Origin of the sequence: Pedococcus bigeumensis (genome assembly GCF_006438965.1) — a bacterium.
GTDB lineage: Bacteria > Actinomycetota > Actinomycetes > Actinomycetales > Dermatophilaceae > Pedococcus > Pedococcus bigeumensis_A.
The window spans coordinates 202,852-224,295 of record NZ_RCZM01000003.1 but is presented as its reverse complement, the minus strand read 5'-3'; the positions used below and the strand labels follow the sequence as shown (position 1 = coordinate 224,295).

The following is a 21,444-nucleotide window of genomic DNA, read 5'->3' as shown; positions in this document are numbered from 1 at the left end:
CCGTAGCGTCGCCACCGTGACCCCGTCACCTCCGTCGCTGCTCACCGCACCCCGTGCCGACGCGGACGTCCCGGCCTACTGGCAGGCGCTCGGGTTGCCCGGTCTGGCCGACATCCACATCCACTTCCTGCCCGAGCCGGTGCTGGCCAAGGTGTGGGCCTACTTCGACGACGCCGCCGACCACTACGGCCAGCCGTGGCCGATCCACTACCGCGACGACGAGGCGACCAGGCTGGCGACCCTGCGCGCTCTCGGCGTGCGCGCCATCCCCGCGCTCGCGTACCCGCACAAGCCAGGCATGGCGCGGTGGCTCAACGACTGGTGCACCGAGTTCGCTGCCCGTGTGGACGGTGCGGTCCACTGCGCGACCCTCTTCCCCGAGCCCGGCGTCGGCGAGCAGGTGGAACGGTCGCTGGAGTCCGGTGCCCGGCTGTTCAAGATGCACGTCCAGGTGGGTGGCTACGACCCGAACGATCCCGTGCTGGACCCGGCCTGGGCCGCCCTCGAACGGGCCGGCGCCCCCGTGGTGCTGCACGCCGGCTCGGCACCGAAGGAGGGCGCCTACACCGGACCGAAGGCGGTCGCCGCCGTCCTAGAGCGCCACCCGGAGCTGACCCTGGTCATCGCGCACCTGGGCATGGACGAGTACGACGCCTTCGCGGACCTGGCGCAGACCTTCCCGCGCGTGCACCTTGACACGACGATGGCGGGGACCGACTTCAGCAACGCGTTCGCGCCGTTGACCCCCGCCTACGTCGAACGCCTTGCCGGCCTGGGTGATCGCGTGGTGCTCGGCACCGACTTCCCGAACATCCCCTACCCCTACGCCCACCAGGTGGAGGCGTTGCACCGCCTCGACCTCGGGGACGAATGGATGCGGAAGGTGTTGTGGCACAACGGCGCCCGCCTCCTCGGTTTGGAGGCAGACGATGCCTGACCAGTCGCCCGAGACCACCGAGGGCGTCGGCGCCGACGCCCTCGCCACAGCCATGCAGAGCCTGTATGCCGCGGCACCCGACGCATTCATGGCCGTGCGGTCCGCGCTGGTCGCCGAGGCGAAGGCTGCGGGCGACGGGTCCGCCGGCGAGATCGGCAAGCTGCGCAAGCCCAGCCTGGCAGCGTGGGCCGTCAACCTGACGGCGCGCTCCGCGCCTGACGTGGTGGAGGCACTCACCGACCTCGGAGCGCAGATGAGGTCCGCGCAGTCACGTCTCGAGACCTCAGCCCTGAGCGCCATGCGTGGCGAGCGTGACGCCGCGGTGGACGCGTTCGTCCGAGCCGCGGTCGCGACGGTCAGCGACGCGGGCCGCACCCTCAGCGCCGCCGCCCAGCAGGACGTCCGCGCGACGGCGATCGCTGCCCTTGCCGACGAGCGTGCGTCTGCGGCGGTGACATCGGGCCAGCTCACCCGGGCGTTGTCCTACAGCGGGTTCGGCGAGGTCGACCTCGACGAGGCGGTGGCCCGCACGACGGGCGGCGCCATCCTGATCATCCTGCCGGGAGGGCGCGGGCGTGGCTCGGGCGCCGGTGCAGGCACGGCTGACACTGACCCCGATGACGGCTCGGTGGGCGGGCGCCACGGCCACCACGGCGACGACGGTGAGAGCGACGAGGCGCCGTCCGCGGAGGACCTCGAGGAGGCGCTGGCCGGGGCCGAGAAGGCACTCGCGGCCGCGCAGGCTGGGGTCGACGCGGCACGCCAGCGGGCCGAGGACACCCGGGAGCGGATGGCCGTCGTCGAGCGCCAGCTGGCCAAGGCGCGCGAGGCCGACGAACGCGCGCTCGGGGCGGTCACCGACGCAGTCCGGGCGCGCAAGCAGGCCGAGGCCACCCGACATACCGCTCAGGCAGCGCTGGACGACGCGCGCGGACGCGACTGACGCCGCGCCGGCCACGGACGAAACCGGCGCCTCACCAACCCTGTGTGCCGGGGCCACCCTTGAACGGGCCGACCACCCGATCGGTGATCCACCCGCCGTAGAAGCCGCCTGCCTGGGCACGGACCACCTCACCGTCCACGACGCACCGGTCCACCTGACCCGGCATCACCGCCACGGCGTCGGTGATCGCGGTGAAGCCTGGCGTGGGCCGGGCGTAGAACCACCCCGCGCGGTGAGCGACCACCCCGCCTCCCACGAGGTCGAGGTAGGCCGCGTGGCCCTTCCACTCGCACCACGACGAACCCTCCGCGGGGCGCAGCGCACCGTCGACGAAGGCGTCGCGCGGCAGGTAGTAGGTCGGCGGGTGGCTGGTCTCCATCACCCGCCATGACGCGGTCGTCTGCGCGATCCGGACCCCACCGAGCCACACCTCGACCGACTCCGAGCTGGCCTCGAGCCGAGGCGGTCGTGGGTAGGCCCAGACCGACTCCTGGCCGGGCGCAGCGGGGTCGGGTGCGGGTCGAGGCATGCCTCCACGCTATGCCCCGTCCTGTCTGTGCGGCACCGCGCCGCAGCGACGTCAGTCCGGGCCGACCGCCTGAGGCGCCCGGCCGCGTGGGCCCGAACGCTGGCCGTGTCAGGCAGTGACGCCTAGATTCGGGTCATGACCCAGCCACACGGAGAACGACCGGGCATCGACGTCGCGATCCAGCCGAGCGGCACCGGCTGCGTGGAATGCCTTGCGGCGCAAGGGTGGTGGGTGCACCTGCGACGGTGCGCCCAGTGCGGCCACATCGGGTGCTGCGACTCCTCGCCGCGCCAGCACGCGACGCGACACTACGAGGAGACGGGGCACCCGGTGGTCCGCAGCTTCGAGCCGGGGGAGGACTGGTTCTGGGACTACGGCCAGGAGCAGGGGTTCCTCGGCCCGCAGCTGGCCGAGCCGTTGCACCATCCGGTTGACCAGCCGACACCCGGTCCGGCGGGCGCCGTGCCGGCGGACTGGCAGCAGCACATCCACTAGCGGCTGCCGGGCGACCCGCGCCCACGAAGGCCGCCGAGGTCCTCGCTGTCGGCTCAGGGTTGACCCTGAGGTGACTAGTCAGATCGGAGGGTGGATCTGGGTATCTTCCCCGATGTGGCGGACCCTGCTTACGCGGGACCGTGCCGTCATGGCCCTGCACACCGCACTGTTCCCGCCGACGGCACTGACCGCACCGCTGCGGCCGGTGACCGCGCGGGTGCGGGTCGCCCGCCGCCCGCCGGGGGGCGGGCGCGGCGGGCGGAGGGCCGCCAAGCTGCTCGTGTCCGGAGCGCTCGCGACCGGCATCGTGGCCCTCGCCCTACCCAAGGTCGCCGGCGCTGAGTGGGCCGACATCGCCACCGCACTCAAGGGCCTGTCGCTCGGTCAGCTGACCGTCCTCACGGTCCTCTGGCTCGCCGGGTTGTGGGTGCACACGCCAGCCCTGACTGCCGCCCTCCCCGGGCTGTCGCACCGCCGGGCTCTCCTGCTCAACCTCACCGGCTCGTTCGTTTCCAACCTGCTGCCCCTCGGCGGCGCCGCCGGCACGGTGGCGAACTGGCGGATGGCCCGGTCCTGGGGCTTCGAGTCACCCGCGTTCGCGCGCTGGGCCGTCCTGACCAACCTCTTCGACACGTTGCTCAAGTTCGTGCTGCCCGGGCTGGCGTTGTGCTGGCTCGGCGTCGCGGGGGTGGAGGTGTCCAGCAGCGTCAGCACCGCGGCATACGTCGGCCTCGGCCTGCTCACCGGCAGCGTCGCTGCGGTATGGCTGGTAGCCCGCGACGACCGCGCCGTCCGCTGGCTGGGTCGGTGCGCCGACCGGGTGGTCGCGCGGGTGCGGTTCCTGCCCGTCGCCGACGAGGGGTATGCCGAGCGGGCGGCGTCGTTCCGTCGCGAGAGTGCCGGGCTGGTGGCCGCCGGCTGGGGCCGGATGGTCGGCGCCAAGCTCGGGTATGCCGCGTTGCAGGCGGTGCTGCTCTGGGCCTGCCTGCGGATGGTGGGCGCCGAGGTGCACCCGGCCGTGGTCGCCGCGGCCTTCGCGATCGAGCGGATCCTGACGATGGTGGCGATCACGCCGGGCGCCACGGGGATCGTCGAGCTCGGCATGACCGGGGTGCTGGTGGCCTTCCACGGCGAGCCGGCCGTCGCGGCCGCGGGGGTGCTCCTCTACCGGGCGTTCATCTTCGGCATGGAGATCCCGGTGGGTGGGCTGTCGATGCTGGCCTGGTCGCTGCGCCGCCGCCCGGCGATCGCCACCCTCTGATCCGCGGCACCCTCCCCAACCTCTGTGCACAGAGGCTGGGGAGGGTGCGCAGAGACCAGGTCTGAGCGCAGCGTGACCCGGATCTGTGCACAGACCTTGCTCAAGGGTCGGGCGCCGATCGGGACGTGAAGGCCCTCATGGCCCTCATGGCCTGGGCGGACGGGCCGGTCAGCCGGTCCGCTCGATGAGGAACCCGAGGATGGCGGCCTGGGTACGCAGCCGAGCGGCATACTCGCCGAGGCCGCCCGCTTCCGACTCCTCCGCAGCCTGGACGCGGTCCTGCCGCTCGTGCTCCACGACCTCGCGCACCTCGTCGGCCGTCAGCTCGCGACGAGGGGCCTCCGTGGAGCCGACGCCGATCGCGGCTCCGGCGACTGGCCCATCCTCGGCCGGGGGGGTGGAGGGGGCCGGTACCGCCTCGGCATTCGCGATGGCAGCCAGGGCCGAACGCACGACGGCAACCGTGTCCTTGTCGCCGGCGCGCATCGCGGGCAGGAGGGCGGACTGCAGCACGGCTCGCAGGTCGGTGGACACGCCCCGATCCTGCCACCCACCACCAACCGAGTTTCTTTGAAGGATCCGCCACGTCAGGACGTGGCGGATCCTTCAAAGACTCGTCAGTGGGTGGACTGGAAGCCGCGCAGCCGCAGGCTGTTGGTCACGACGAACACCGACGACAGGGCCATCGCGCCGCCCGCGATCATCGGGCTGAGCAGGCCGAGAGCGGCAAGTGGGATGGCGGCGATGTTGTAGGCGAAGGCCCAGAACAGGTTGCCCTTGATGATGCCCAGCGTGCGCCGGGCCAGCCGGATCGCGTCGGGCGCCGCTCGCAGGTCACCCCGGACCAGGGTCAGGTCGCTCGCCTCGATGGCGACGTCGCTCCCGGTGCCCATCGCCAGACCGAGGTCGGCCTGGGCGAGGGCCGCCGCGTCGTTGACCCCGTCACCGACCATGGCGACGGTCTTGCCCTGTGCCTGAAGGCGTTTCACGACGTCCACCTTCTCCTGCGGCAGCACGTCGGCGATGACCTCGTCGATGCCCACCTGAGCAGCGATCTCCCGGGCGGCGTCCTCGTTGTCGCCGGTCAGCAGGATGGGGTGCAGTCCCAGCGAACGCAGCTCCCGGATTGCCTCCGCCGAGCTGTCCTTGACCGTGTCCGCCACGGCGATCACCCCACGGGCCACCCCGTCCCAGGCGACCACGACGGCGGTGGCGCCGCGCTGCTGGGCCGAGGTCACGGCATACGCGAGCTGGTCGGGGACCGGCACCGACCAGTCGGCGAGCAAGCGCGGGCGGCCCACCACCACGGCGTGGCCGTCGACGGTGCCCTGGACGCCGAGGCCCTCGCTGTTGGCGAACCCCTCGACGGCCGGTAGCGTCCCCGCTTCGCGCGCGGCGGTGGCGATGGCGCGGGCGACCGGGTGCTCGGAGGCGTCCTCGAGGGCGCCGGCCAGTCGCAACACCTCCGCCGTGTCCGAGCCGTCGGCCGGCACGACCTCGGTCACGGTCATCCGACCCGTGGTCACCGTTCCGGTCTTGTCGAGCACGACGGTGTCGACGCGACGGGTGGACTCCAGGACCTCGGGACCGCGGATGAGCAGCCCGAGCTGGGCGCCGCGTCCGGTGCCGACCATCAGGGCGGTCGGCGTGGCCAGCCCGAGGGCGCACGGGCAGGCGATGATGAGAACGGCCACCGCTGCCGTGAAGGCGGCGGTCCAGCCGGCGCCGGTGCCCACCCAGAAGCCGAGGGTTGCGGCGGCGAGCACGATGACGACGGGGACGAAGATCCCGGAGACGCGGTCGGCGAGGCGCTGGACGTCGGCCTTGCCGTTCTGGGCGTCCTCGACGAGTCTGGCCATCTGGGCGAGCTGGGTGTCGGCGCCGACCCTGGTGGCGCGCACCACGAGGCGTCCGCCGGCGTTGACGGTGGCGCCAACGATGGCATCGCCCGGCCCGACCTCGACCGGTACGGACTCGCCGGTGACCATCGAGGCGTCGACCGCGGAGGTGCCCTGCTCGATGGTGCCGTCGGTCGCGACCTTCTCGCCGGGGCGCACGACGAAGCGCATCCCCACGACGAGCTGCTCCACCGGGATGCGCTCCTCGCGGGCCGTGTCCCCTCCGCCGCGTAGCACCGCGACGTCCTTGGCACCCATCTCCAGCAGGGCCCGAAGGGCAGCGCCCGACGTTCGCTTGGCGCGCGCCTCGGCGTAGCGACCGGCCAGGAGGAACGCGGTGACGCCCGCGGCGGCTTCGAGGTAGATGTTGCCGGCGCCGTCGGAGCGCTCGAGGGTGAACCGGAACGGGTGGGTCATGCCGGGGACCCCTGCCGTGCCGAAGAACAGCGCGTAGACCGACCAGCCGAACGCGGCCAGCGTCCCGACCGAGATCAGGGTGTCCATCGTCGACTGCCCGTGCCGCAGGTTGGTCCAGGCCGCGCGGTGGAACTGCCAGCCGCCCCAGACGACGACCGGGCCCGCGAGAGCCAGCGAGGCCCACTGCCAGTTACGGAACTGCCAGGCCGGGACCATCGCCATCGCGACGACCGGAACGGCCAGTGCGACCGAGACCAGCAGCCGGTGGCGCAGCATCGCGGTCGGGTCGTCGGCGTTGTCTGCACCGGAACGGGTGGCGGACTCGACGGCGGGGAGGCTCGCCGTGTAGCCGGTGCGCTCGACGGTCTGCAGGAGCTCGTCGGTGGTGACGCCATCGGGGAACGTCACCTTGGCCTTCTCGGTGGCGTAGTTGACCGTCGCGGTGACGCCGTCGATCTTGTTGAGCTTCTTCTCGATCCGGGTCGCGCAGGACGCGCACGTCATCCCGCCGATGACGAGCTCGACCGCGCTGGTCGGCGCCGAGCTGCCGATGTCGGCACCGGTCGCGGGCCGGGTCTCAGTGGCCATGGGGCGGTGCCTCCTTACCGGCGGTGACGGTGAACGCGGCGGTCCGCACGACGTCGCCGTGCTTGAAGTCGAGGAACAGCCGGTAGCTGCCGGCGCTCGGCGCAGTGGTGTGGAAGACGATGTCCGGGCCGGGCCTGGTGCGTCCGTCGCCGGGCTCCCCGTCGGGGTGCACGTGCAGGTAGGCCAGGTCGCCCTGGCGCAACGCCACGAGGTGCCCGTATGCCGCGAGGTAGGGCTGTAGGCCCGTCACCGGACGTCCAGCACGGCTCACGGACAGGGTGAGCTGGGAGTCGGTGCCCGGGGTCAGGGTGCCCTTGAGCGCGACCGTGTAGCCGTCGACCTCGGCCGTCGCGGCCGGGGCAGGAAGGGGCTGGGGGTCCACCGTCCCGGACACGAGCAGGTCGGCACCCAGCGTCATCGGTCCTACAGCACCCGCCGGGTCGAAGTCGGCGAAGACGCGCCAGCTCCCCGGCGGCAGGGTGGTCAGGACCGACCAGGTGCCATCGGCGCCCAGCGTCGGGTGCAGGTGGGCGTACCGGCCGAGGTCGCGTCGCGCCAGGATGAGGTGCAGGTCCTTGTCGTGGGTCGTGGTGTAGCTGCGTAGCGGCTGGTTGTCCGGTCCGATGATGCGGAAGGTCAGGGCCGCGTCGTCAGCGGGCGGGCTGAGCGGGTGGTCGAGCACCAGGCGGTAGCCGTCCTGGGCGACCTGCAGGCCGCCGGGCAGCGCGTCGGCAGCTGCCTCTTCGGTTTGGCTGCCGTGGCCGGTCGCTGCGCCATCGGGGGCGTCGTGAGCGGCGGCCGCGCCATCGTGACCGGCCATGCCGCCCTCGGCGGTGACGCCCGCGGGCCGCTGGGCACCCGGCATACCCAGGTCTGCGGCGCGGCCGACACCGAAGGCGGCTCCGAAGGCGACGGCGACGCCGGCGCCGAACAGGGCCGTCCTGGCCGCGGCGTTCACGGCACCAGGCTGTAGTCGCCCGCCTCGTCGAGGGCGGCAGCCACCTCGGCCGGGGTGAGCTCGCGCTCGGCCTCGACGGTCACGGCGGAGGTCCCGTCGGCCACGAGGTCGACGGAGACGCTGGTGACGCCATCGAGGGCCTTGAGCTCCTGGGTCACTGCGCTCGCACAGTGGCCACAGGTCATGCCGTCGACGGAGAAGTTCTGGGTGCTCATTGGGGTGCTCCTGGTGGGAGGGGGTTGGGTTCTGGGAGTGGCGGGGTGGTCAGGACCGGACGAGCCGGGCGATCGCGTCGGAGGCCTCGCGGACCTTCTCCTGCGCCTCGGGGCCGCCCTTGCGTGCGGCGTCGACGACGCAGTGCTCGAGGTGCTCCTCCAGCAGCTCCAGCGAGAACGACTGCAGCGCCTTGGTGGCGGCGGACACCTGGGTGAGGATGTCGATGCAGTACTTGTCCTCCTCGACCATCCGCTGCAGGCCGCGGACCTGGCCCTCGATGCGGCGCAACCGCTTGAGGTGGCTGCTCTTCTGGTCGTGGTAGCCGTGGTGCGTCTCGGTCTCGCTCATACTCAAACCATACCCCCCTATGGTATCAAGTCAACCCCACGCACCAACGACTTCTGGCCACTGGTGCGGCGCGGCCGGCGGGAAACCCGTCGGTATGCCGGCTCAGTGGCCAGAAGTGGGGGTGCTGCGAGGTGCTAGACCAGGGTCAGCCGGGTCGGTGGCGTCAGCGCATCGGGTCGAACGGCTTGAGCTGCTCGACCTGCTTGCCGGTGACCATCGTCTCGGCGAGGAGGCGACCGGTGACCGGGCCGAGGGTGATGCCCCACATGCCGTGGCCACCCGCGGCGAAGACCCGCGGGCTCTTGGTGGCACCGATGAGCGGCAGTCCGTCGACGGTGCAGGGGCGCGAACCGACCCACTCGTCCTGGCGGTTGTCGAGGTCGGCGCCGCGCAGCAGCGGGCGAGCGGCCTCAGCGATGGCCTGGATGCGACGCTGGTCGAGCGCGGCCTCGGGCTTGCGGAACTCCATCATCCCGGCGACGCGGAGGCGGTCACCGATCGGCGTGCAGGCAACGCGCTGCGCCGGGAAGTAGACCGGGCCGTTGGGGACGTGGTCGATGGCGACGGAGAAGGAGTAGCCGCGGCCGGCCTGGACGACGTTCTTCACGCCGAACTGGCGAGCCAGCTTGCCGAGCCAGGCGCCGGTCGCGAGGACCGCGGCGTCGAACTCCTCGACCGAGCCCTCGGCGGTGGTGACGACCACGCCGGCCCCGGTGTCGCGGATGTCGGCGACGGTCGATGCGTCCATGATCTTGCCGCCGCGCGCCTTCACCGAGTCGGCGAGGGCGTGCACGTAGGTGCCGGGGTCGATGAAGCGCTGCCCCTTGAGCAGGATGGCCGCGCCGATCTCGTCGGACAGGCTGGGCTCGATCGCGCGGGCCTGGTCACCGGTGAGTGCGTCGAACTCGATGTCCTGGCCGGCAGCGTGGATGTGCTCGATCTCCTCGAGCAGCGTGACGCGCTCGGCCTCGGTGCGGTACGACGCGAGGAACGACTTGGCCTCGCGGGTGTCCGCCTGGACGCCGCCGGCCTTCAGCAGGTCGAAGCTCTCCAGCGACAGGTCGTTGACTGGCACCAGCGAACCCATGGCCTTCTTCCAGGCCTTCATCGTCGAGTTGCGGGTGAAGCCGGTGACGAACTTGAGGAACTTGGGGTCGGCGCTCGGCGGCACGTAGACCGGCGAGGTCGGCGACAGCACGGCGCGCAGGCCGTACTTGAGGACTGCGGGCTCCGGCAGCGGCGTCGCGATGCCCGGCGTCAGCCATCCGGCGTTGCCCCACGACGAACCCGCGGCGACACCCTCGCGGTCGAGGACGGTCACCTCCACGCCGTGCTCCTGGAGGAACCAGGCGGTGGACAGACCGACCATGCCGGCGCCAACGACGGCGACGCGCTGGGGGACGGGAAGACCTGCTGCGGTGATGGGAGCCATGCATCGAGCGTGGCAGCGGAGCGGGTGTGCCGCCTTGTCGCCCCAGCACGAAGCAGTGCCATTCACTTGTGCGTAGAGCACAATCCGCGCGATGCTGGGCGGGTGCTCGCCGTCACCGACCTCGTAGCCACCCTCGGTGGCCTGCTCACCCTCGGGGTGGAGCACGAGGGTGCCGAGGTCGACGACCTCACCATCGCCGAACCGGGCCAAGGCATCGTGGGCCAGCCCGGGGACCTCGTCCTCGGAGTCGGGGTCGAGTCGGCCGAGGCCGCCGCCGACCTTGTGCGGCGGGCCGCCACGGCAGGAGCCGGCGGAGTCGTGCTGAGGCGCAGCATCGCCCGACGACGCACCGTCCGGGACCGGGCCCGCCGCTCGGACGTGGCCCTGGTCGAGCTCGCCGAACAGGCGTCCTGGGCGCACCTCGTCTGGCTGCTGAGGGGCGTCATCGACCGGGCCGCGGTTGGCCCGGGCAGGCGGGACGACGCGCCCGTCCAGGACGACCTGTTCGCGCTTGCCGACGCCGCAGCCGCACTTGTCGACGCCCCGGTGACCATCGAGGACGCCCAGTCGCGGGTGCTTGCCTACTCCTCTCGCCAGGACCTCGCCGACCCCGCCCGCGTCTCGACGATCGTCGGCCGTCGGGTGCCCGACGAGGTGCTGGCGACGCTGCGCGCGCAGGGGGTGTTCCGACGGCTGGCCCGCTCGGCCGAGCCCGTGTTCGTCCCCGCGTCGGGCGGAACCAAGCCCCGCCTGGTCATCCCGGTGCGCGCCGGTGGCGAGTGGCTGGGCTCCATCTGGGCCGTGGTCGAGGAGCGCCCGCCCGCGGCGCTCGTCGGCGAGCTGGTCCAGACCTCGTCGGTCGTCGCCCTGCACCTGCTGCGCCTAAGAGCCCAGGCTGACCTGTCCCGACGCGTGGCTGCCGACCGGCTCCGCGGTGTCCTGTCCGGCAACGTCGCGGGCGCTGAGGACTGGCTGCCGCCCGGCCCGTGGCGAGTCGTCGCGCTGGGCGGCGAAGGCGACTCGGTCCGCCTCCTCGACCTGTGGGAGTCAGTCTGCCGACGCCACGCGTGGAACCAGCCGCTGCTCGCCGACCTCGACGGCCGCGGGTATGCCGTGGTGCGCGACAGTGACGACGGGTCACCGGGCACGTGGGGCTGGCTGAGCTCCGTCGTCGCCCAGGCGCGCGACGAGGCCGTGGCGCTGACCGCTCGCGCCGGCCGCCCGGCCTACGGACCGGGGGAGCTGGAGCGCTCGCGAGGTGAGGCGCAGGAGACCGATCGCGTGGTGGGGCAAGGCAGTCCGGTCGCGTCGCACGAGGAGGTGTGGGCGGAGGTGACCGTGGCGCGGGCAGCCAGCACGCTGGTCGGAGACCCGTTGGGGCCGCTCGCCGTGCTGCGCGACCACGACGCGGCGCACCACAGCGACCACCTGAGGACGCTCGCTGCCTGGCTGGACCACCCCGGCGCACCGACGCGCGCGGCGCGCTCGATCCACGTGCACCCCAACACGATGCGCTACCGGATGGCGCGCATCGCCGACCTCGCCGGACTCGACCTCGACGACCCGATGGTGCGGCTGGCCATCCGTCTCCAGATCGCGGCGGAGCGGGGTCAGTCGGGCCAGTAGCCTCGGGTCAGTCCACCCAGTAGTTGTCGTGGTAGCGCATGAACTCCGCGCGCTCCTGATCGGTCATCGTCTCCCCGGCCGCGGCTCGGGCCAACCCCTCGAAGTAGGCCTCGCGCGGAGCGCCGGGTGCGAAGTGCAGCAGCATCGAGGCGGCGCCGGACTCGTTGCGGAAGCCGTGCAGCCCACCGGGTGGGACGTGTGCGTAGTCGCCCGGCCGGGTGACGTTCCACCGCGCCCCGTCGAAGATGCTCACCTCGCCGGACAGGATGTAGAACGACTCGGCCATCGTCTTGTGGAAGTGCGAGTCCGGACCGCTGGGTGGTCCGGCGAACTCCCAGCGGTAGAGGCCGAAGAGCCGACCCGTCGACTCGCCGGTCGACAGGTAGTGGACCCGGTTCCCGTTGGGGTAGACCACATCTGGCTCGGCAGCGCTGAGCCGGATGGTGGCGCTGACCGCACCGGTCGTGCCGTCGTAGATGGGCGGTGGATAGCTCATGTCGCCCATCCTGCCCGGATCCGGGAGGGGCAGCAGCCTCAGACCGCGACGGCTGCAGGCAGGCGGTGCAGCGCGTCGACGAGGGGCGCCAGCTCGGGCGTCTCCTCGGCCTGGCGGATGACCTGCTCGAGCACCCGGTCGTGGGTCGGCCGGGCCGCGTCAAGCAGCTTGACGCCGGCCGGGGTGAGCTCGGTGTAGATGCCGCGGCGGTCGTCGGCGCACAGGATGCGCTTGATCAGCTTGCGGTCCTCGAGGCGGTTGACCAACCGCGTGGTCGCGCTGTTGGACAGGGCTGCTGCGCGGGCCAGCTGGGACATCCGCATGTGCCAGCCGTCCTGGCGGGACAGCGCATCGAGGACGGTGAACTCCACCACCGACAGGTCGTGCCCACCGGTGAGATCGCGCTCCAGTGCTGACTCGATCAACCCGTGCAGGGCGGCGAGGGTGCGCCACCCCTGGGCGCGGATCTCGACGGCGTCGTCTGCGATTCCCATGTCTCCACTATAACCCGCATTTGCAATAAGCCGCGCCTGCAACTAACTTGCTGCATGCGCTGGTAGTTGCACGCGCGGCGTACCAGCCGGCCCGCACCACCACCTCCTCGGAAGGCACGTCATGCCCCTCGCACTCCTCGCCCTCGCCATCGGGGGCTTCGGGATCGGACTCACCGAGTTCGTCATCGCCGGACTGCTCCCCGAGGTGGCCGCCGACTACGGCGTCAACGAGGCGGCGGCGGGCTGGCTGATCTCGGGCTACGCCCTGAGCGTCGCCGTCGGCGCGATCGGCCTGACCGCGGCGGTGACCCGGTTCAACCGCAAGCACGTCCTCACCGCACTGATGGTGCTGTTCATCGCGGGCAACCTCGTCTCCGCGATCGCCCCCACCTACGAGGTGCTGCTGCTCGGCCGGATCCTCGCTGCCCTCACCCACGGCGCCTTCTTCGGCATCGGCGCGGTCGTCGCGGGCAACCTCGTCGCCCCGGAGAAGAAGGCTGGCGCCATCGCGATGATGTTCGCGGGGCTGACGACGGCCAATGTGCTCGGCGTGCCGTTCGGCACGCTGCTCGGTCAGCAGCTCGGGTGGCGCGCGACCTTCTGGGCGATCACGGTGATCGGGGTGCTGGCGCTCATCGGCATGGCGACCCTCGTTCCGTCGCAACCCGTTTCGCGCGACGACGCGGGCCTGCGTGGTGAGCTCGGTGCCTTCCGGACCGGTCAGGTCTGGTTGTCGCTGCTGGTGACGGTGCTGGGCTTCGGCGGGATGTTCGGCGCCTTCACGTACATCGCCTACACCCTCACCGAGGTGTCCGGCTTCGCGACGTCGACGGTGCCGTGGCTGCTTGTCCTGTTCGGGCTCGGCCTGTTCGCCGGCAACTGGGTCGGTGGCAAGGCGGCCGACCGGTCGGTGTCGCGGACCCTGGCCATCGTGCTCGCCGGGCTGACCGTCGTGATGGCCGTCTTCGCGCTGACCGCCGTCTCGCCGGTGATGGCTGCCGTCTCGCTGGTGCTCATGGGCGGGTTCGGGTTCGCCACCGTCCCCGGCTTGCAGATGCGGATCATGACGTATGCCGGGTCGGCACCAACGCTGGCCAGCGGCGCCAACATCGCGGCCTTCAACATCGGGAATGCCGCGGGCGCGTGGCTGGGCGGCCTCACCATCAGCGCCGGGCTCGGCTATGCCTCGACCATCTGGGACGGTGCGGCCCTGAGCCTCGGGGCCCTGATCGGGCTGCTCGTCGCCGACTACCTCGCCCGCCGTGTGCGGCGCAGCGCGGATGTCACGGCGAGCGACCCTCTCGACAACCGAGTCTTTGAAGGATCTGCCACGTCCTGACGTGGCAGATCCTTCAAAGACTCCAGGGAAGCGGGGGGGAGTCAGTGCTGGTGGACGGCGGAGAGCAGGGCGGCGTAGCGGGCCAGAACCTCGGCGCCGCGGCCGTCGGCCGGTGGGTCCAGGGTCGTCTCGATCCGGACCGGCCAGGACGGTGGCTGCTGCTCGCCGCTGAGCACCCAGGCCGCCTGCCTCGCGGCGCCGAGTCCGACGTACTCGCCCGGCTCCGGGATCGCCACCGGCACCCCGAACAGTCCGGGAGCCACGGCCCGCACGGCAGCTGAGGCCGACGCGCCACCGATGAGCAGCACGCGGTCGACCGGGATGCCGAGGTCGCGCAGGTCGTCCACCCCGGCGACGAGGTTGGCCAGCATCCCCTCGACGGCGGCCCGCGCGAGGTTCTCCGGGGTCGTGTTGGCCCGGGTCATCCCGCCCAGCGTGCCGGTGGCCTCGGGCAGGTTGGGCGTGCGCTCCCCGTCGAGGTAGGGCAGCAGGGTGAGGCCGCCCGCCCCGGGTTCGGCGGCCAGCGCCAGCTGGTCCAGCCCTGCCAGGTCGGTGCCCAGCAGCTGCGCCGCTGCGGTCAGCACCCGCGCGGCGTTGAGCGTGCACATCAGCGGCAGGTGCCCACCGGATGCGCTGGCGAAGCCGGCCACGTCACCACTGGGGTCCTTCACCGGGACCGAGTGGTCGGCAAAGACGGCCCCGCTCGTCCCCAGCGACACCACCACGTCGCCGTGCCGCAGACCCAGGCCAAGGGCGGCCCCCGCGTTGTCACCCGTGCCGGGGCCCACGACCATGCCGCCGTCGGTGCTGCCGGCTGGCTCCGAAGGGCCGAGCACCCGCGGCGTCCCGAACTCGCGTCCGAACGCGAGCCGCTGGATGTCCGGCAGGTACGTCCCGTCCGCCGGGGAGAAGTAGCCCGTCCCCGAGGCGTCACCCCGGTCCGTGACGTGTCGCTCGAAGGCGTTGCCCTGCTTGAGGATCTGACCGGTCAGCCAGTCGTGGGGCAGGACCACCTGGGCGACCCGTTGAGCGTTCTCCGGCTCGTGCTCGGCCAGCCAGCGGACCTTGGTGACGGTGAAGCTGGGGACCGGCACCGAGCCGGTGCGGTCGACCCAGGCGGCGGACCCGAGCTCGTCGACGAGGTCGCGGGAGGCCTGGGCCGACCTGGTGTCGTTCCAGAGGAGCGCGTCGCGCACGATCTCACCCGACTCGTCGAGAGCGACCATCCCGTGCTGCTGGCCTCCGACCGAGATCGCGGCCACGCCGTCGAGCAGCCCGTCGGTGGTCGCGGCCCCGAAGGCCTCCCACCAGCGGTCCGGGTGCACCTCGGTGCCGTCGGGGTGCGGCGCCCGACCGCTGCGCACGATCTCACCGGTCGCTCTGTCACACACCACGACCTTGGTCGACTGGGTGGACGAGTCGACCCCGGCGACGAGGGTGCGGGGGGCGTCGGGCATGGGTTCCTCCGTGTCTGTGGTGCCGTGTCGGTGGTGTCGGTGGTGTCGGTGGTGTCGGTGGCGGCGGGTCCGTCGCGGTGCGGTCGGCGGTCCGGCGTCAGTTGATGCCGTGTCGTTCGTGTCAGGTCAGCTCTGAGGGGTGATGACGGACTTGATCGCCCCGGGGGTGTCCCGGGCAGCGGTCAGCGCTGCCGCGGTGTCGGCCAGCCCGAACCGTCCCGTCACGAGGCGTTCCAGGTCGACCTGACCCGACGCGGCCAGCGCGATCGCTGCGGGCCAGGTGCCGGCGTAGCGGAACGTGCCAGTGACGACGAGCTCGCGCTCCTGGACCACCGACAGCGGTAGGGGCAGCTCGTCGCCGCCCATCCCGATGAGGACGGCCCGCCCGGCCGGAGCGAGTGCGCGGATGCCGTCCACCGTCGCCCCCGGGTGCCCCGAGCACTCGAGGAGCACCTCGGGTGCCGACCGGCCGGCATACCCGTCGGCGATGCTCTGGCCGCCCGACGTGATGGTGCGGGTCGCGCCGAGCTCGGTGGCGACGGCCAGCCGAGCCTCGTTGAGGTCGGCGACGACGATCTCGCTGGCGCCACACGCCCGCGCGACCTGGATGCAGACCAGGCCGATCGGTCCGGCGCCGGTGACCAGGACCCGCGACCCGGGTCCGACGGCGCCCTTGCGGCAGGCCCAGACCCCGACGGACAGCGGCTCGAGCAGCGCCGCGGTCTCGTCGCTCACCGAGTCGGGGACCGGGTGGGCGAAGGCGTGGTGGATCGTGACGAGCTCGGCCAACGAGCCGTCGACCGGTGGGGTGGCGTGGAACACCATGTCGGGACAGAGGTTGTAGCGACCGGCGAGGCACTGCTCGCAGGCGCGACACGGCACGCCTGGCTCGATCGAGACACGCTGTCCCACCCTCGAGTCGTCCACTGAGCCGCCGACCGCCTCGATGACACCGGATGCCTCGTGGCCGAGGACCAACGGGGACTCCACGACGAACCGGCCGATCCGACCGTGGTCGAAGTAGTGCGTGTCGGAGCCGCAGACGCCGACAGCGAGCACGCGGACCAGGACCTCGTCGGCGGCAGGGGTGGGTGTGGGCCGCTCGACCACCTCCACGTCTCCGGGGCTGTTCAGCACCGCGACGCGCATGGCCTCACCCTTCTCCGGCGCCTGCCTTGGCGCTCCAGGCCTCCAGCGTCTCCCGTGCGCCGAGCGTGTGCAAGCGCTCCAGGGCTTTGACGTATGCCGCGGCGAACCGCTCGTCGTCGGCCAGGTCGCCGAACAGGTCGCGGTCACGCAGGAACGCCAGGGCGTCGTCCGGCTGCTTGGCGGCAGCCGCCATGACCCGGTCCTTGAGCCGGTCGACGACCTCGATGGGGTTGCCCTGCTCGTCCACACCCTCGGCGTAGCGAGCCCACGAGGCGACGACGAGGGCGGACAGCTGGATCTCGCCACCGCTGAGCAGGTTGGCCTGGATGACCGGGACCAGCCACTTGGGGATGCGGTCGCTCGACTCGGCACACAGCCGGGCGAGGGTGTCGCGCACCTCGGGGTTGGCGAAGCGCTCGACGAGCTGGTGACGGTAGGCGTCGAGGTCCACGCCCGGCACCTCGGGCAGCGTCGGGCTCCCCTCGCGCTCCATGTAGGCGAGCAGGAACGACGCGAACAGCGGGTCCTGGCAGACCTCGTGGGCATAGCGGTAGCCGGACAGGAAGCCGAGGTAGCACAGGGCCTGGTGGCTGGCGTTGAGCAGCCGCAGCTTCATCAGCTCGTAGGGGACGACGTCGTCGACCATCTGCACGCCGGCGTCCTCGAACGGCGGACGCCCGAGCCGGAACCGGTCCTCGAGCACCCACTGGGTGAACGGCTCGCACACGACCGGCCAGCCGTCCTTGACCCCGAAGTCGGCCGCCAGCCCCTCGATGTCCTCGGGGGTGGTGACGGGGGTGATGCGGTCGACCATGCAGTTGGGGAAGGCGACCTCGGCCTCCATCCAGTCTGCGAGGTCCGGGTCCTTGAGCCGGGCGAAAGCGCAGATCATCCGCTTCGCGACGTCGCCGTTGTCGGGCAGGTTGTCGCAGCTCATCACCGTGAACGGTGCCCGCCCCTCCGCGCGGCGCCGGCCAAGCCCGGCGGTGATGAACCCGAACACCGTTGCGGGAGCAGCGCCCCCGGCAAAGTCGGCAGCCAGGTCGGCCTGGATCGAGGGGTCCGACGCGTCGAACTCGCCGGTCACCTGGTTGACGAGGTAGCCGCCCTCGGTGATGGTCAGCGACACGATCCGGGTCTGGTCGTCGGCGAGCCGGTCGACGACCGCCTTGGGGTTGTCGGGCGCGAACATCACCTCGACGATGCTCCCGATGACCCGGGGCTCGCGTCGGCCGTCGGGGTGCTTCACGACCAGCGTGTAGAGCCCGTCCTGGGCTCGCAGCGTGTCGATGATCCTGCGGTCGTGCGGCAGCGCTCCCACGCCGCACAACCCCCACTCAAGCGCCTTGCCCTCGTTCATCAGGGCGTCGAGGTACATCGCCTCGTGGGCGCGGTGGAAGCCACCCACACCGAAGTGGACGATGCTCGCGGTGACCTTCGAGCGGTCGTATGCCGGCCGGCATACCTCCTCTCCCAGCTCACCGATCGTGTTCTGGGACAAAACGATCGGGGCTGATCCCGTCACTTCACGGCACCCATCGACAGGCCCTGCACGAGCTTGTCCTGCGCCGCGAACCCGGCCGCGAGGACGGGAAGCGAGACGACGAACGAGGCCGCACACACCTTGGCGAGGAACAGGCCCTGGCTGGTCACGAACCCAGTCAAGAACACCGGCGCCGTGCCCGCCACCGTGCTGGTCAGCACGCGAGCGAGGAGCAGCTCGTTCCAGCTGAAGATGAAGCAGATCAGCGCTGCCGAGGCGATACCCGGCATGACGACCGGGGCGACGATGTCCTTGAGGGTCCGGGTCAGGCTCGCGCCGTCGACCGAGGCCGCCTCGAGCATCTCGACCGGCACCTCGGCGAGGAACGAGCGCAGCATCCACACCGCGATGGGCAGGTTCATCGAGGTGTAGAGCAGGATCAGCCACCAGATGTTGTCGAGCAGGCCGACCTTCTGGGCGAACAGGTAGAGCGGCAGGATGCCGGCCACGATCGGGAGCATCTTGGTGGACAGGAAGAAGAACAGCACGTCGGTCCACTTCTTCACCGGCCGGATCGACAGCGCGTACGCCGCGGGGAAGGCCAGCAGCAGCACCAGGATCGTGGACAGCACGCTGGCCGTCAGCGAGTTGAGCAGCGGCGGCCAGGGACCGGCGTCGAAGAACGACCGGTAGCCATCCAGCGAGAGCGGGGCGAAGAAGTCCGGCGGGTTCTTGGCAGCGTCGTTCTCGCTGTGCAGCGACGTGAGGATCATCCACAGCACCGGTAGTGCGAACAGGATCCCGATGACCCACGCAGCAGCGGTCAGGATCACGCCGCTGCGCGGGGGCTTGGCGTGACGGACCTCTTGGGTGGTGCCGGTCGAGGAGGTCCCCGTCCCAGATGTGGTGGCGGTGCTCATCGGGGCCCCCGCAAAGTATCGGAGCGACGGAGGAGCGCAGAACTTTGTGGGGTGATGCTCATCAGGAGTCCTCCTTGAACAGGCTGAACGCCGTCCGCAACGCGGCGGTGGCGATGATGATCGTGCCGATGACCACGACGACGCCGGCGGCGGAGGCCCGGCCGTAGTCCTGGGCGGTGTAGAAGGTCTGGTAGATGAAGTACGGCAGGTTCGCCGTGCCGAGGCCACCAGAGGTGATCGTGAAGACGTGGTCGAAGTTCTGCACCACGTAGATGGCGCCGAGCAGGCCGGACAGCTCGATGTACTGGCGCAGGTGCGGGAGCGTCATGTTCGTGAAGATCTGCCAGGCGTTGGCGCCGTCGATGCGGGCCGCCTCGACGACGTCGAGCGGACGGCTCTGCAGGCCGGCCAGCAGGATCAGCATCATGAACGGCGTCCACTGCCAGACCAGCGCCGCGATGATCGCGGCCAACGGGTTGTTGGTGATCCAGTCCGGTTGCGGTGCGTTATCACCGAAGACCGTCTTGAGCAGTCCGTTGAACAGGCCGTACTCCGGGTTGTAGAGCGCGTGCTTCCAGAGCAGTGCCGCGGCGACCGGCACGATAAGGAACGGCGTGATCATCATCGTCCGCACGATGCCCTGGCCGCGGAACTTGCGGTCGAGCAGGAGCGCGATGCCCAGGCCGAGCACCAGGCAGATCAGCACCACCGAGACGGTCAGCAGGATGGTGACCCAGACCGCCTTGCGGGTGTTTGTGTCGGTGAAGACGCGGGCGAAGTTGTCGACACCGGCGAAGCCGCGTTCGTCCGGGTAGTAGGCGTTCCAGTTCATGAACGAGATGACGATCGTCGCGACGAACGGCAGCTGGGTCATCAAGATGGTGAAGATGAGCGCCGGGAGCAGCGGGGCCCGACGGGCCCAGTCCCCGGAACGCTGGAGCGCCTTGCTCGGAGCAGGCGGCCGGGCGGTGTCCGTGCCGGTCCTGGTGGCGGTCGTGGACGACATCACTGCCCCCTTGCTTGGTAGCGCTCGGCGACGTCTTCGGCGAGCTGCTGGCCACGTTTCAATGCGTCATCCACCGACATCTTCCCGGCGATCGCCGAGCTGACGTCCTGGCTGACCTGGGTCCCGAGATCCGGGAACTCGGGGATGTCGACGAACTGGATCCCGATGGCCGGTCGAGGCTGCGCGCCCGGGTTCTCGGGGTCGGCCGACTCGATGGCCGCCTTGGTGGGTTCCGCGAAGGCTGAGGCCACCTTGAGGTACTCGGGGTTCTCGTAGGTCGAGGCCCGCTTGCCGGCCGGGACGCTGGTCCAGCCCACCTTGGTGCCCACGAGCTCCTCGTACTTCTTCCCGCTCGCCCACGAGATGAACTTCCAGGCGTTGTCCTTCTTGGTGCTCGCCTGCTGGATGCTCCACGACCACGCATAGAGCCATCCCGCGGAGTCGGTCTTGACCACCGGAGCGGGGGCGTAGCCGAACTGACCCTTGAACTTCGAGCCGTCTGCCTCGAGCGAACCCGCCGCCGACGTCGCGTCGTACCACATGGCCACGTTGCCCTGGATGAGGTTGTTGAGGCACTCGGTGAACCCGGCCTGCGGTGCACCCTTCTCACCGTGGGCCCGGACCAGGTCGACGTAGAAGTTGACCGCGTCCTTGAACTCGGGCGCATCGACCTTGGGGGTCCAGTCCTTGTCGAACCAGGTGCCACCGAAGGTGTTCACCACGGTGGTCAGCGGAGCGAAGATCTGGCCCCAGCCGGGCTGCCCGCGCAGGCAGATGCCCTTCATCCCGGGCTCGGCGCCGTCGACCTTGGCCGCGATGTCGGCGACCTCCTGCCAGGTGGGCTTGGCCGGCATGGTGATGCCCTTGGCCGCGAGGACGTCCTTGCGGTACATCAGGAAGGACGACTCGCCGTAGAACGGCTCGCCGTAGACCTTGCCCTCGCTCGACAGCGAGGTGGTCATCGACTTGAGGATGTCGGCCTGGTCGAACTCGGTGTCCGACGCGAGATAGCTGTCGAGGGGCGCGATCCACTTCGCCTTGGCATAGATCGGGATCTCGAAGTTGCTCAACGACGCCACGTCGTACTGGCCGGCCTGGCTGGAGAACTCCTGGCTGATCTTGTCGCGGACGTCGTTCTCGGGGAGCACCGTGAAGTTCACCCGGATCCCGGTCTCCTTGGTGAAGTTGTCGGCCGTCAGCTTCTGCAGGTCGACCATCTGGGGGTTGTTGACCATCAGGACGTTGATGCTGTTCGCACCACCACCCCCCACGCCGCCACCGCCCCACCCGGCACAGGCCGAGAGGCTCAGCGCCAGGCCGGTCGTCGCTGCGACCAACGTGGCCTTGGAGTTTCGACTTCGCACGCGTCCTCCTCCGTCGCCATTGACGGCGTCAGTTTGACTGGTGCTCATATGAGCGTCATGATGCCCAAACGAGTAAGTCTGAGTAAAT

General features: G+C 71.0%; 21 protein-coding genes. 6 read left to right on the top strand and 15 right to left on the bottom strand.

What is annotated here, in order from left to right; translation table 11 throughout:
- Positions 1-16 precede the first annotated feature (16 nt).
- Positions 17-937, top strand: a complete 921-nt coding sequence (locus EAH86_RS09450) for an amidohydrolase family protein (RefSeq protein WP_241668303.1) — start codon at positions 17-19, stop codon at positions 935-937.
- Positions 930-1,880: a hypothetical protein gene (locus EAH86_RS09445; RefSeq protein WP_140739642.1), complete on the top strand. Its 951-nt coding sequence runs from the start codon at positions 930-932 to the stop codon at positions 1,878-1,880. Before EAH86_RS09450 ends, EAH86_RS09445 begins: the two co-directional genes overlap by 8 nt.
- Positions 1,881-1,911: 31 nt before the next feature.
- On the opposite strand, the gene EAH86_RS09440 is transcribed toward EAH86_RS09445, so the two are convergent.
- Positions 1,912-2,409, bottom strand: coding sequence for a DUF427 domain-containing protein (locus tag EAH86_RS09440; RefSeq protein WP_140739639.1), 498 nt, complete (start codon positions 2,407-2,409; stop codon positions 1,912-1,914).
- A gap of 135 nt (positions 2,410-2,544) precedes the next feature.
- Between EAH86_RS09440 and EAH86_RS09435 the strand changes: the two genes are divergently transcribed.
- Together EAH86_RS09435 and EAH86_RS09430 are read left to right on the top strand one after the other, a co-directional pair.
- The gene (locus tag EAH86_RS09435) at positions 2,545-2,904 is read left to right on the top strand and encodes a UBP-type zinc finger domain-containing protein (RefSeq protein ID WP_140739636.1); all 360 of its coding nucleotides are present in this window, start codon (positions 2,545-2,547) and stop codon (positions 2,902-2,904) included.
- Positions 2,905-3,052: 148 nt separating this feature from the next.
- Entirely contained in the window at positions 3,053-4,165 is a 1,113-nt protein-coding gene (locus tag EAH86_RS09430; RefSeq protein ID WP_140739633.1) for a lysylphosphatidylglycerol synthase transmembrane domain-containing protein, read from the top strand.
- Positions 4,166-4,333: 168 nt separating this feature from the next.
- Here EAH86_RS09430 and EAH86_RS09425 read toward each other — a convergent pair whose 3' ends face one another.
- From EAH86_RS09425 to EAH86_RS09400, 6 genes are all read right to left on the bottom strand, one after another.
- The gene (locus EAH86_RS09425; RefSeq protein WP_206665792.1) at positions 4,334-4,699 is read right to left on the bottom strand and encodes a hypothetical protein; all 366 of its coding nucleotides are present in this window, start codon (positions 4,697-4,699) and stop codon (positions 4,334-4,336) included.
- An 83-nt stretch (positions 4,700-4,782) separates the two neighbouring features.
- Positions 4,783-7,068, bottom strand: coding sequence for a heavy metal translocating P-type ATPase (locus tag EAH86_RS09420; RefSeq protein ID WP_140739630.1), 2,286 nt, complete (start codon positions 7,066-7,068; stop codon positions 4,783-4,785).
- On the bottom strand, positions 7,058-8,026 hold the full coding sequence (locus EAH86_RS09415) for a hypothetical protein (RefSeq protein ID WP_140739627.1): 969 nt from the start codon (positions 8,024-8,026) through the stop codon (positions 7,058-7,060). The genes EAH86_RS09420 and EAH86_RS09415 overlap by 11 nt, the downstream gene beginning before the upstream one ends.
- A complete protein-coding gene (locus EAH86_RS09410; RefSeq protein WP_140739624.1) occupies positions 8,023-8,241 on the bottom strand; it encodes a heavy-metal-associated domain-containing protein in 219 nt (72 codons plus the stop codon). The genes EAH86_RS09415 and EAH86_RS09410 overlap by 4 nt, the downstream gene beginning before the upstream one ends.
- 49 nt (positions 8,242-8,290) lie before the next feature.
- Positions 8,291-8,590, bottom strand: a complete 300-nt coding sequence (locus EAH86_RS09405) for a metal-sensitive transcriptional regulator (RefSeq protein WP_140739621.1) — start codon at positions 8,588-8,590, stop codon at positions 8,291-8,293.
- Positions 8,591-8,753: 163 nt separating this feature from the next.
- Complete coding sequence (locus tag EAH86_RS09400; RefSeq protein WP_140739618.1) at positions 8,754-10,022, bottom strand: NAD(P)/FAD-dependent oxidoreductase; 1,269 nt, start codon at positions 10,020-10,022, stop codon at positions 8,754-8,756.
- Positions 10,023-10,124: 102 nt separating this feature from the next.
- On the opposite strand from EAH86_RS09400, the gene EAH86_RS09395 reads away from it, so the two are divergent.
- A complete protein-coding gene (locus EAH86_RS09395; RefSeq protein WP_140739615.1) occupies positions 10,125-11,648 on the top strand; it encodes a PucR family transcriptional regulator in 1,524 nt (507 codons plus the stop codon).
- Between the two features lie 7 nt (positions 11,649-11,655).
- Here the strand turns inward: EAH86_RS09395 and EAH86_RS09390 are convergent, their stop codons facing one another.
- The gene (locus tag EAH86_RS09390) at positions 11,656-12,144 is read right to left on the bottom strand and encodes a cupin domain-containing protein (protein ID WP_140739611.1); all 489 of its coding nucleotides are present in this window, start codon (positions 12,142-12,144) and stop codon (positions 11,656-11,658) included.
- Positions 12,145-12,182: 38 nt separating this feature from the next.
- A complete protein-coding gene (locus EAH86_RS09385) occupies positions 12,183-12,638 on the bottom strand; it encodes a MarR family winged helix-turn-helix transcriptional regulator (protein ID WP_140739608.1) in 456 nt (151 codons plus the stop codon).
- 121 nt (positions 12,639-12,759) lie between these two features.
- Here EAH86_RS09385 and EAH86_RS09380 point away from each other — a divergent pair, with 121 nt between their 5' ends.
- Positions 12,760-13,977, top strand: a complete 1,218-nt coding sequence (locus EAH86_RS09380; protein ID WP_140739605.1) for an MFS transporter — start codon at positions 12,760-12,762, stop codon at positions 13,975-13,977.
- A 41-nt stretch (positions 13,978-14,018) separates the two neighbouring features.
- Here the strand turns inward: EAH86_RS09380 and EAH86_RS09375 are convergent, their stop codons facing one another.
- The 6 genes from EAH86_RS09375 to EAH86_RS09350 all read right to left on the bottom strand — a co-directional run bounded on the left by EAH86_RS09375 (position 14,019) and on the right by EAH86_RS09350 (position 21,356).
- Entirely contained in the window at positions 14,019-15,434 is a 1,416-nt protein-coding gene (locus tag EAH86_RS09375) for a xylulokinase (protein ID WP_140739602.1), read from the bottom strand.
- A gap of 126 nt (positions 15,435-15,560) precedes the next feature.
- Positions 15,561-16,583, bottom strand: coding sequence for an NAD(P)-dependent alcohol dehydrogenase (locus EAH86_RS09370; protein ID WP_140739599.1), 1,023 nt, complete (start codon positions 16,581-16,583; stop codon positions 15,561-15,563).
- 4 nt (positions 16,584-16,587) lie between these two features.
- Positions 16,588-18,108, bottom strand: a complete 1,521-nt coding sequence (locus EAH86_RS09365; RefSeq protein ID WP_140739596.1) for a mannitol dehydrogenase family protein — start codon at positions 18,106-18,108, stop codon at positions 16,588-16,590.
- Positions 18,105-18,986, bottom strand: coding sequence for a carbohydrate ABC transporter permease (locus EAH86_RS09360; RefSeq protein ID WP_140739593.1), 882 nt, complete (start codon positions 18,984-18,986; stop codon positions 18,105-18,107). The genes EAH86_RS09365 and EAH86_RS09360 overlap by 4 nt, the downstream gene beginning before the upstream one ends.
- A 61-nt stretch (positions 18,987-19,047) precedes the next feature.
- Positions 19,048-19,992: a carbohydrate ABC transporter permease gene (locus EAH86_RS09355; protein ID WP_140739590.1), complete on the bottom strand. Its 945-nt coding sequence runs from the start codon at positions 19,990-19,992 to the stop codon at positions 19,048-19,050.
- Positions 19,992-21,356, bottom strand: coding sequence for an ABC transporter substrate-binding protein (locus EAH86_RS09350; RefSeq protein ID WP_241668302.1), 1,365 nt, complete (start codon positions 21,354-21,356; stop codon positions 19,992-19,994). The genes EAH86_RS09355 and EAH86_RS09350 overlap by 1 nt, the downstream gene beginning before the upstream one ends.
- Between the last annotated feature and the right edge of the window lie 88 nt (positions 21,357-21,444).

What these genes read in the sequence shown, in the direction of transcription:
- EAH86_RS09445 (WP_140739642.1), top strand. Translation starts at nt 930, where the DNA reads ATGCCTGACCAGTCGCCCGAGACCACCGAGGGCGTCGGCGCCGACGCC.
- EAH86_RS09440 (WP_140739639.1), bottom strand. Translation starts at nt 2,409, where the DNA reads ATGCCTCGACCCGCACCCGACCCCGCTGCGCCCGGCCAGGAGTCGGTC.
- EAH86_RS09435 (WP_140739636.1), top strand. Translation starts at nt 2,545, where the DNA reads ATGACCCAGCCACACGGAGAACGACCGGGCATCGACGTCGCGATCCAG.
- EAH86_RS09430 (WP_140739633.1), top strand. Translation starts at nt 3,053, where the DNA reads ATGGCCCTGCACACCGCACTGTTCCCGCCGACGGCACTGACCGCACCG.
- EAH86_RS09420 (WP_140739630.1), bottom strand. Translation starts at nt 7,068, where the DNA reads ATGGCCACTGAGACCCGGCCCGCGACCGGTGCCGACATCGGCAGCTCG.
- EAH86_RS09410 (WP_140739624.1), bottom strand. Translation starts at nt 8,241, where the DNA reads ATGAGCACCCAGAACTTCTCCGTCGACGGCATGACCTGTGGCCACTGT.
- EAH86_RS09405 (WP_140739621.1), bottom strand. Translation starts at nt 8,590, where the DNA reads ATGAGCGAGACCGAGACGCACCACGGCTACCACGACCAGAAGAGCAGC.
- EAH86_RS09400 (WP_140739618.1), bottom strand. Translation starts at nt 10,022, where the DNA reads ATGGCTCCCATCACCGCAGCAGGTCTTCCCGTCCCCCAGCGCGTCGCC.
- EAH86_RS09390 (WP_140739611.1), bottom strand. Translation starts at nt 12,144, where the DNA reads ATGAGCTATCCACCGCCCATCTACGACGGCACGACCGGTGCGGTCAGC.
- EAH86_RS09385 (WP_140739608.1), bottom strand. Translation starts at nt 12,638, where the DNA reads ATGGGAATCGCAGACGACGCCGTCGAGATCCGCGCCCAGGGGTGGCGC.
- EAH86_RS09380 (WP_140739605.1), top strand. Translation starts at nt 12,760, where the DNA reads ATGCCCCTCGCACTCCTCGCCCTCGCCATCGGGGGCTTCGGGATCGGA.
- EAH86_RS09375 (WP_140739602.1), bottom strand. Translation starts at nt 15,434, where the DNA reads ATGCCCGACGCCCCCCGCACCCTCGTCGCCGGGGTCGACTCGTCCACC.
- EAH86_RS09370 (WP_140739599.1), bottom strand. Translation starts at nt 16,583, where the DNA reads ATGCGCGTCGCGGTGCTGAACAGCCCCGGAGACGTGGAGGTGGTCGAG.
- EAH86_RS09360 (WP_140739593.1), bottom strand. Translation starts at nt 18,986, where the DNA reads ATGAGCACCGCCACCACATCTGGGACGGGGACCTCCTCGACCGGCACC.
- EAH86_RS09355 (WP_140739590.1), bottom strand. Translation starts at nt 19,992, where the DNA reads ATGTCGTCCACGACCGCCACCAGGACCGGCACGGACACCGCCCGGCCG.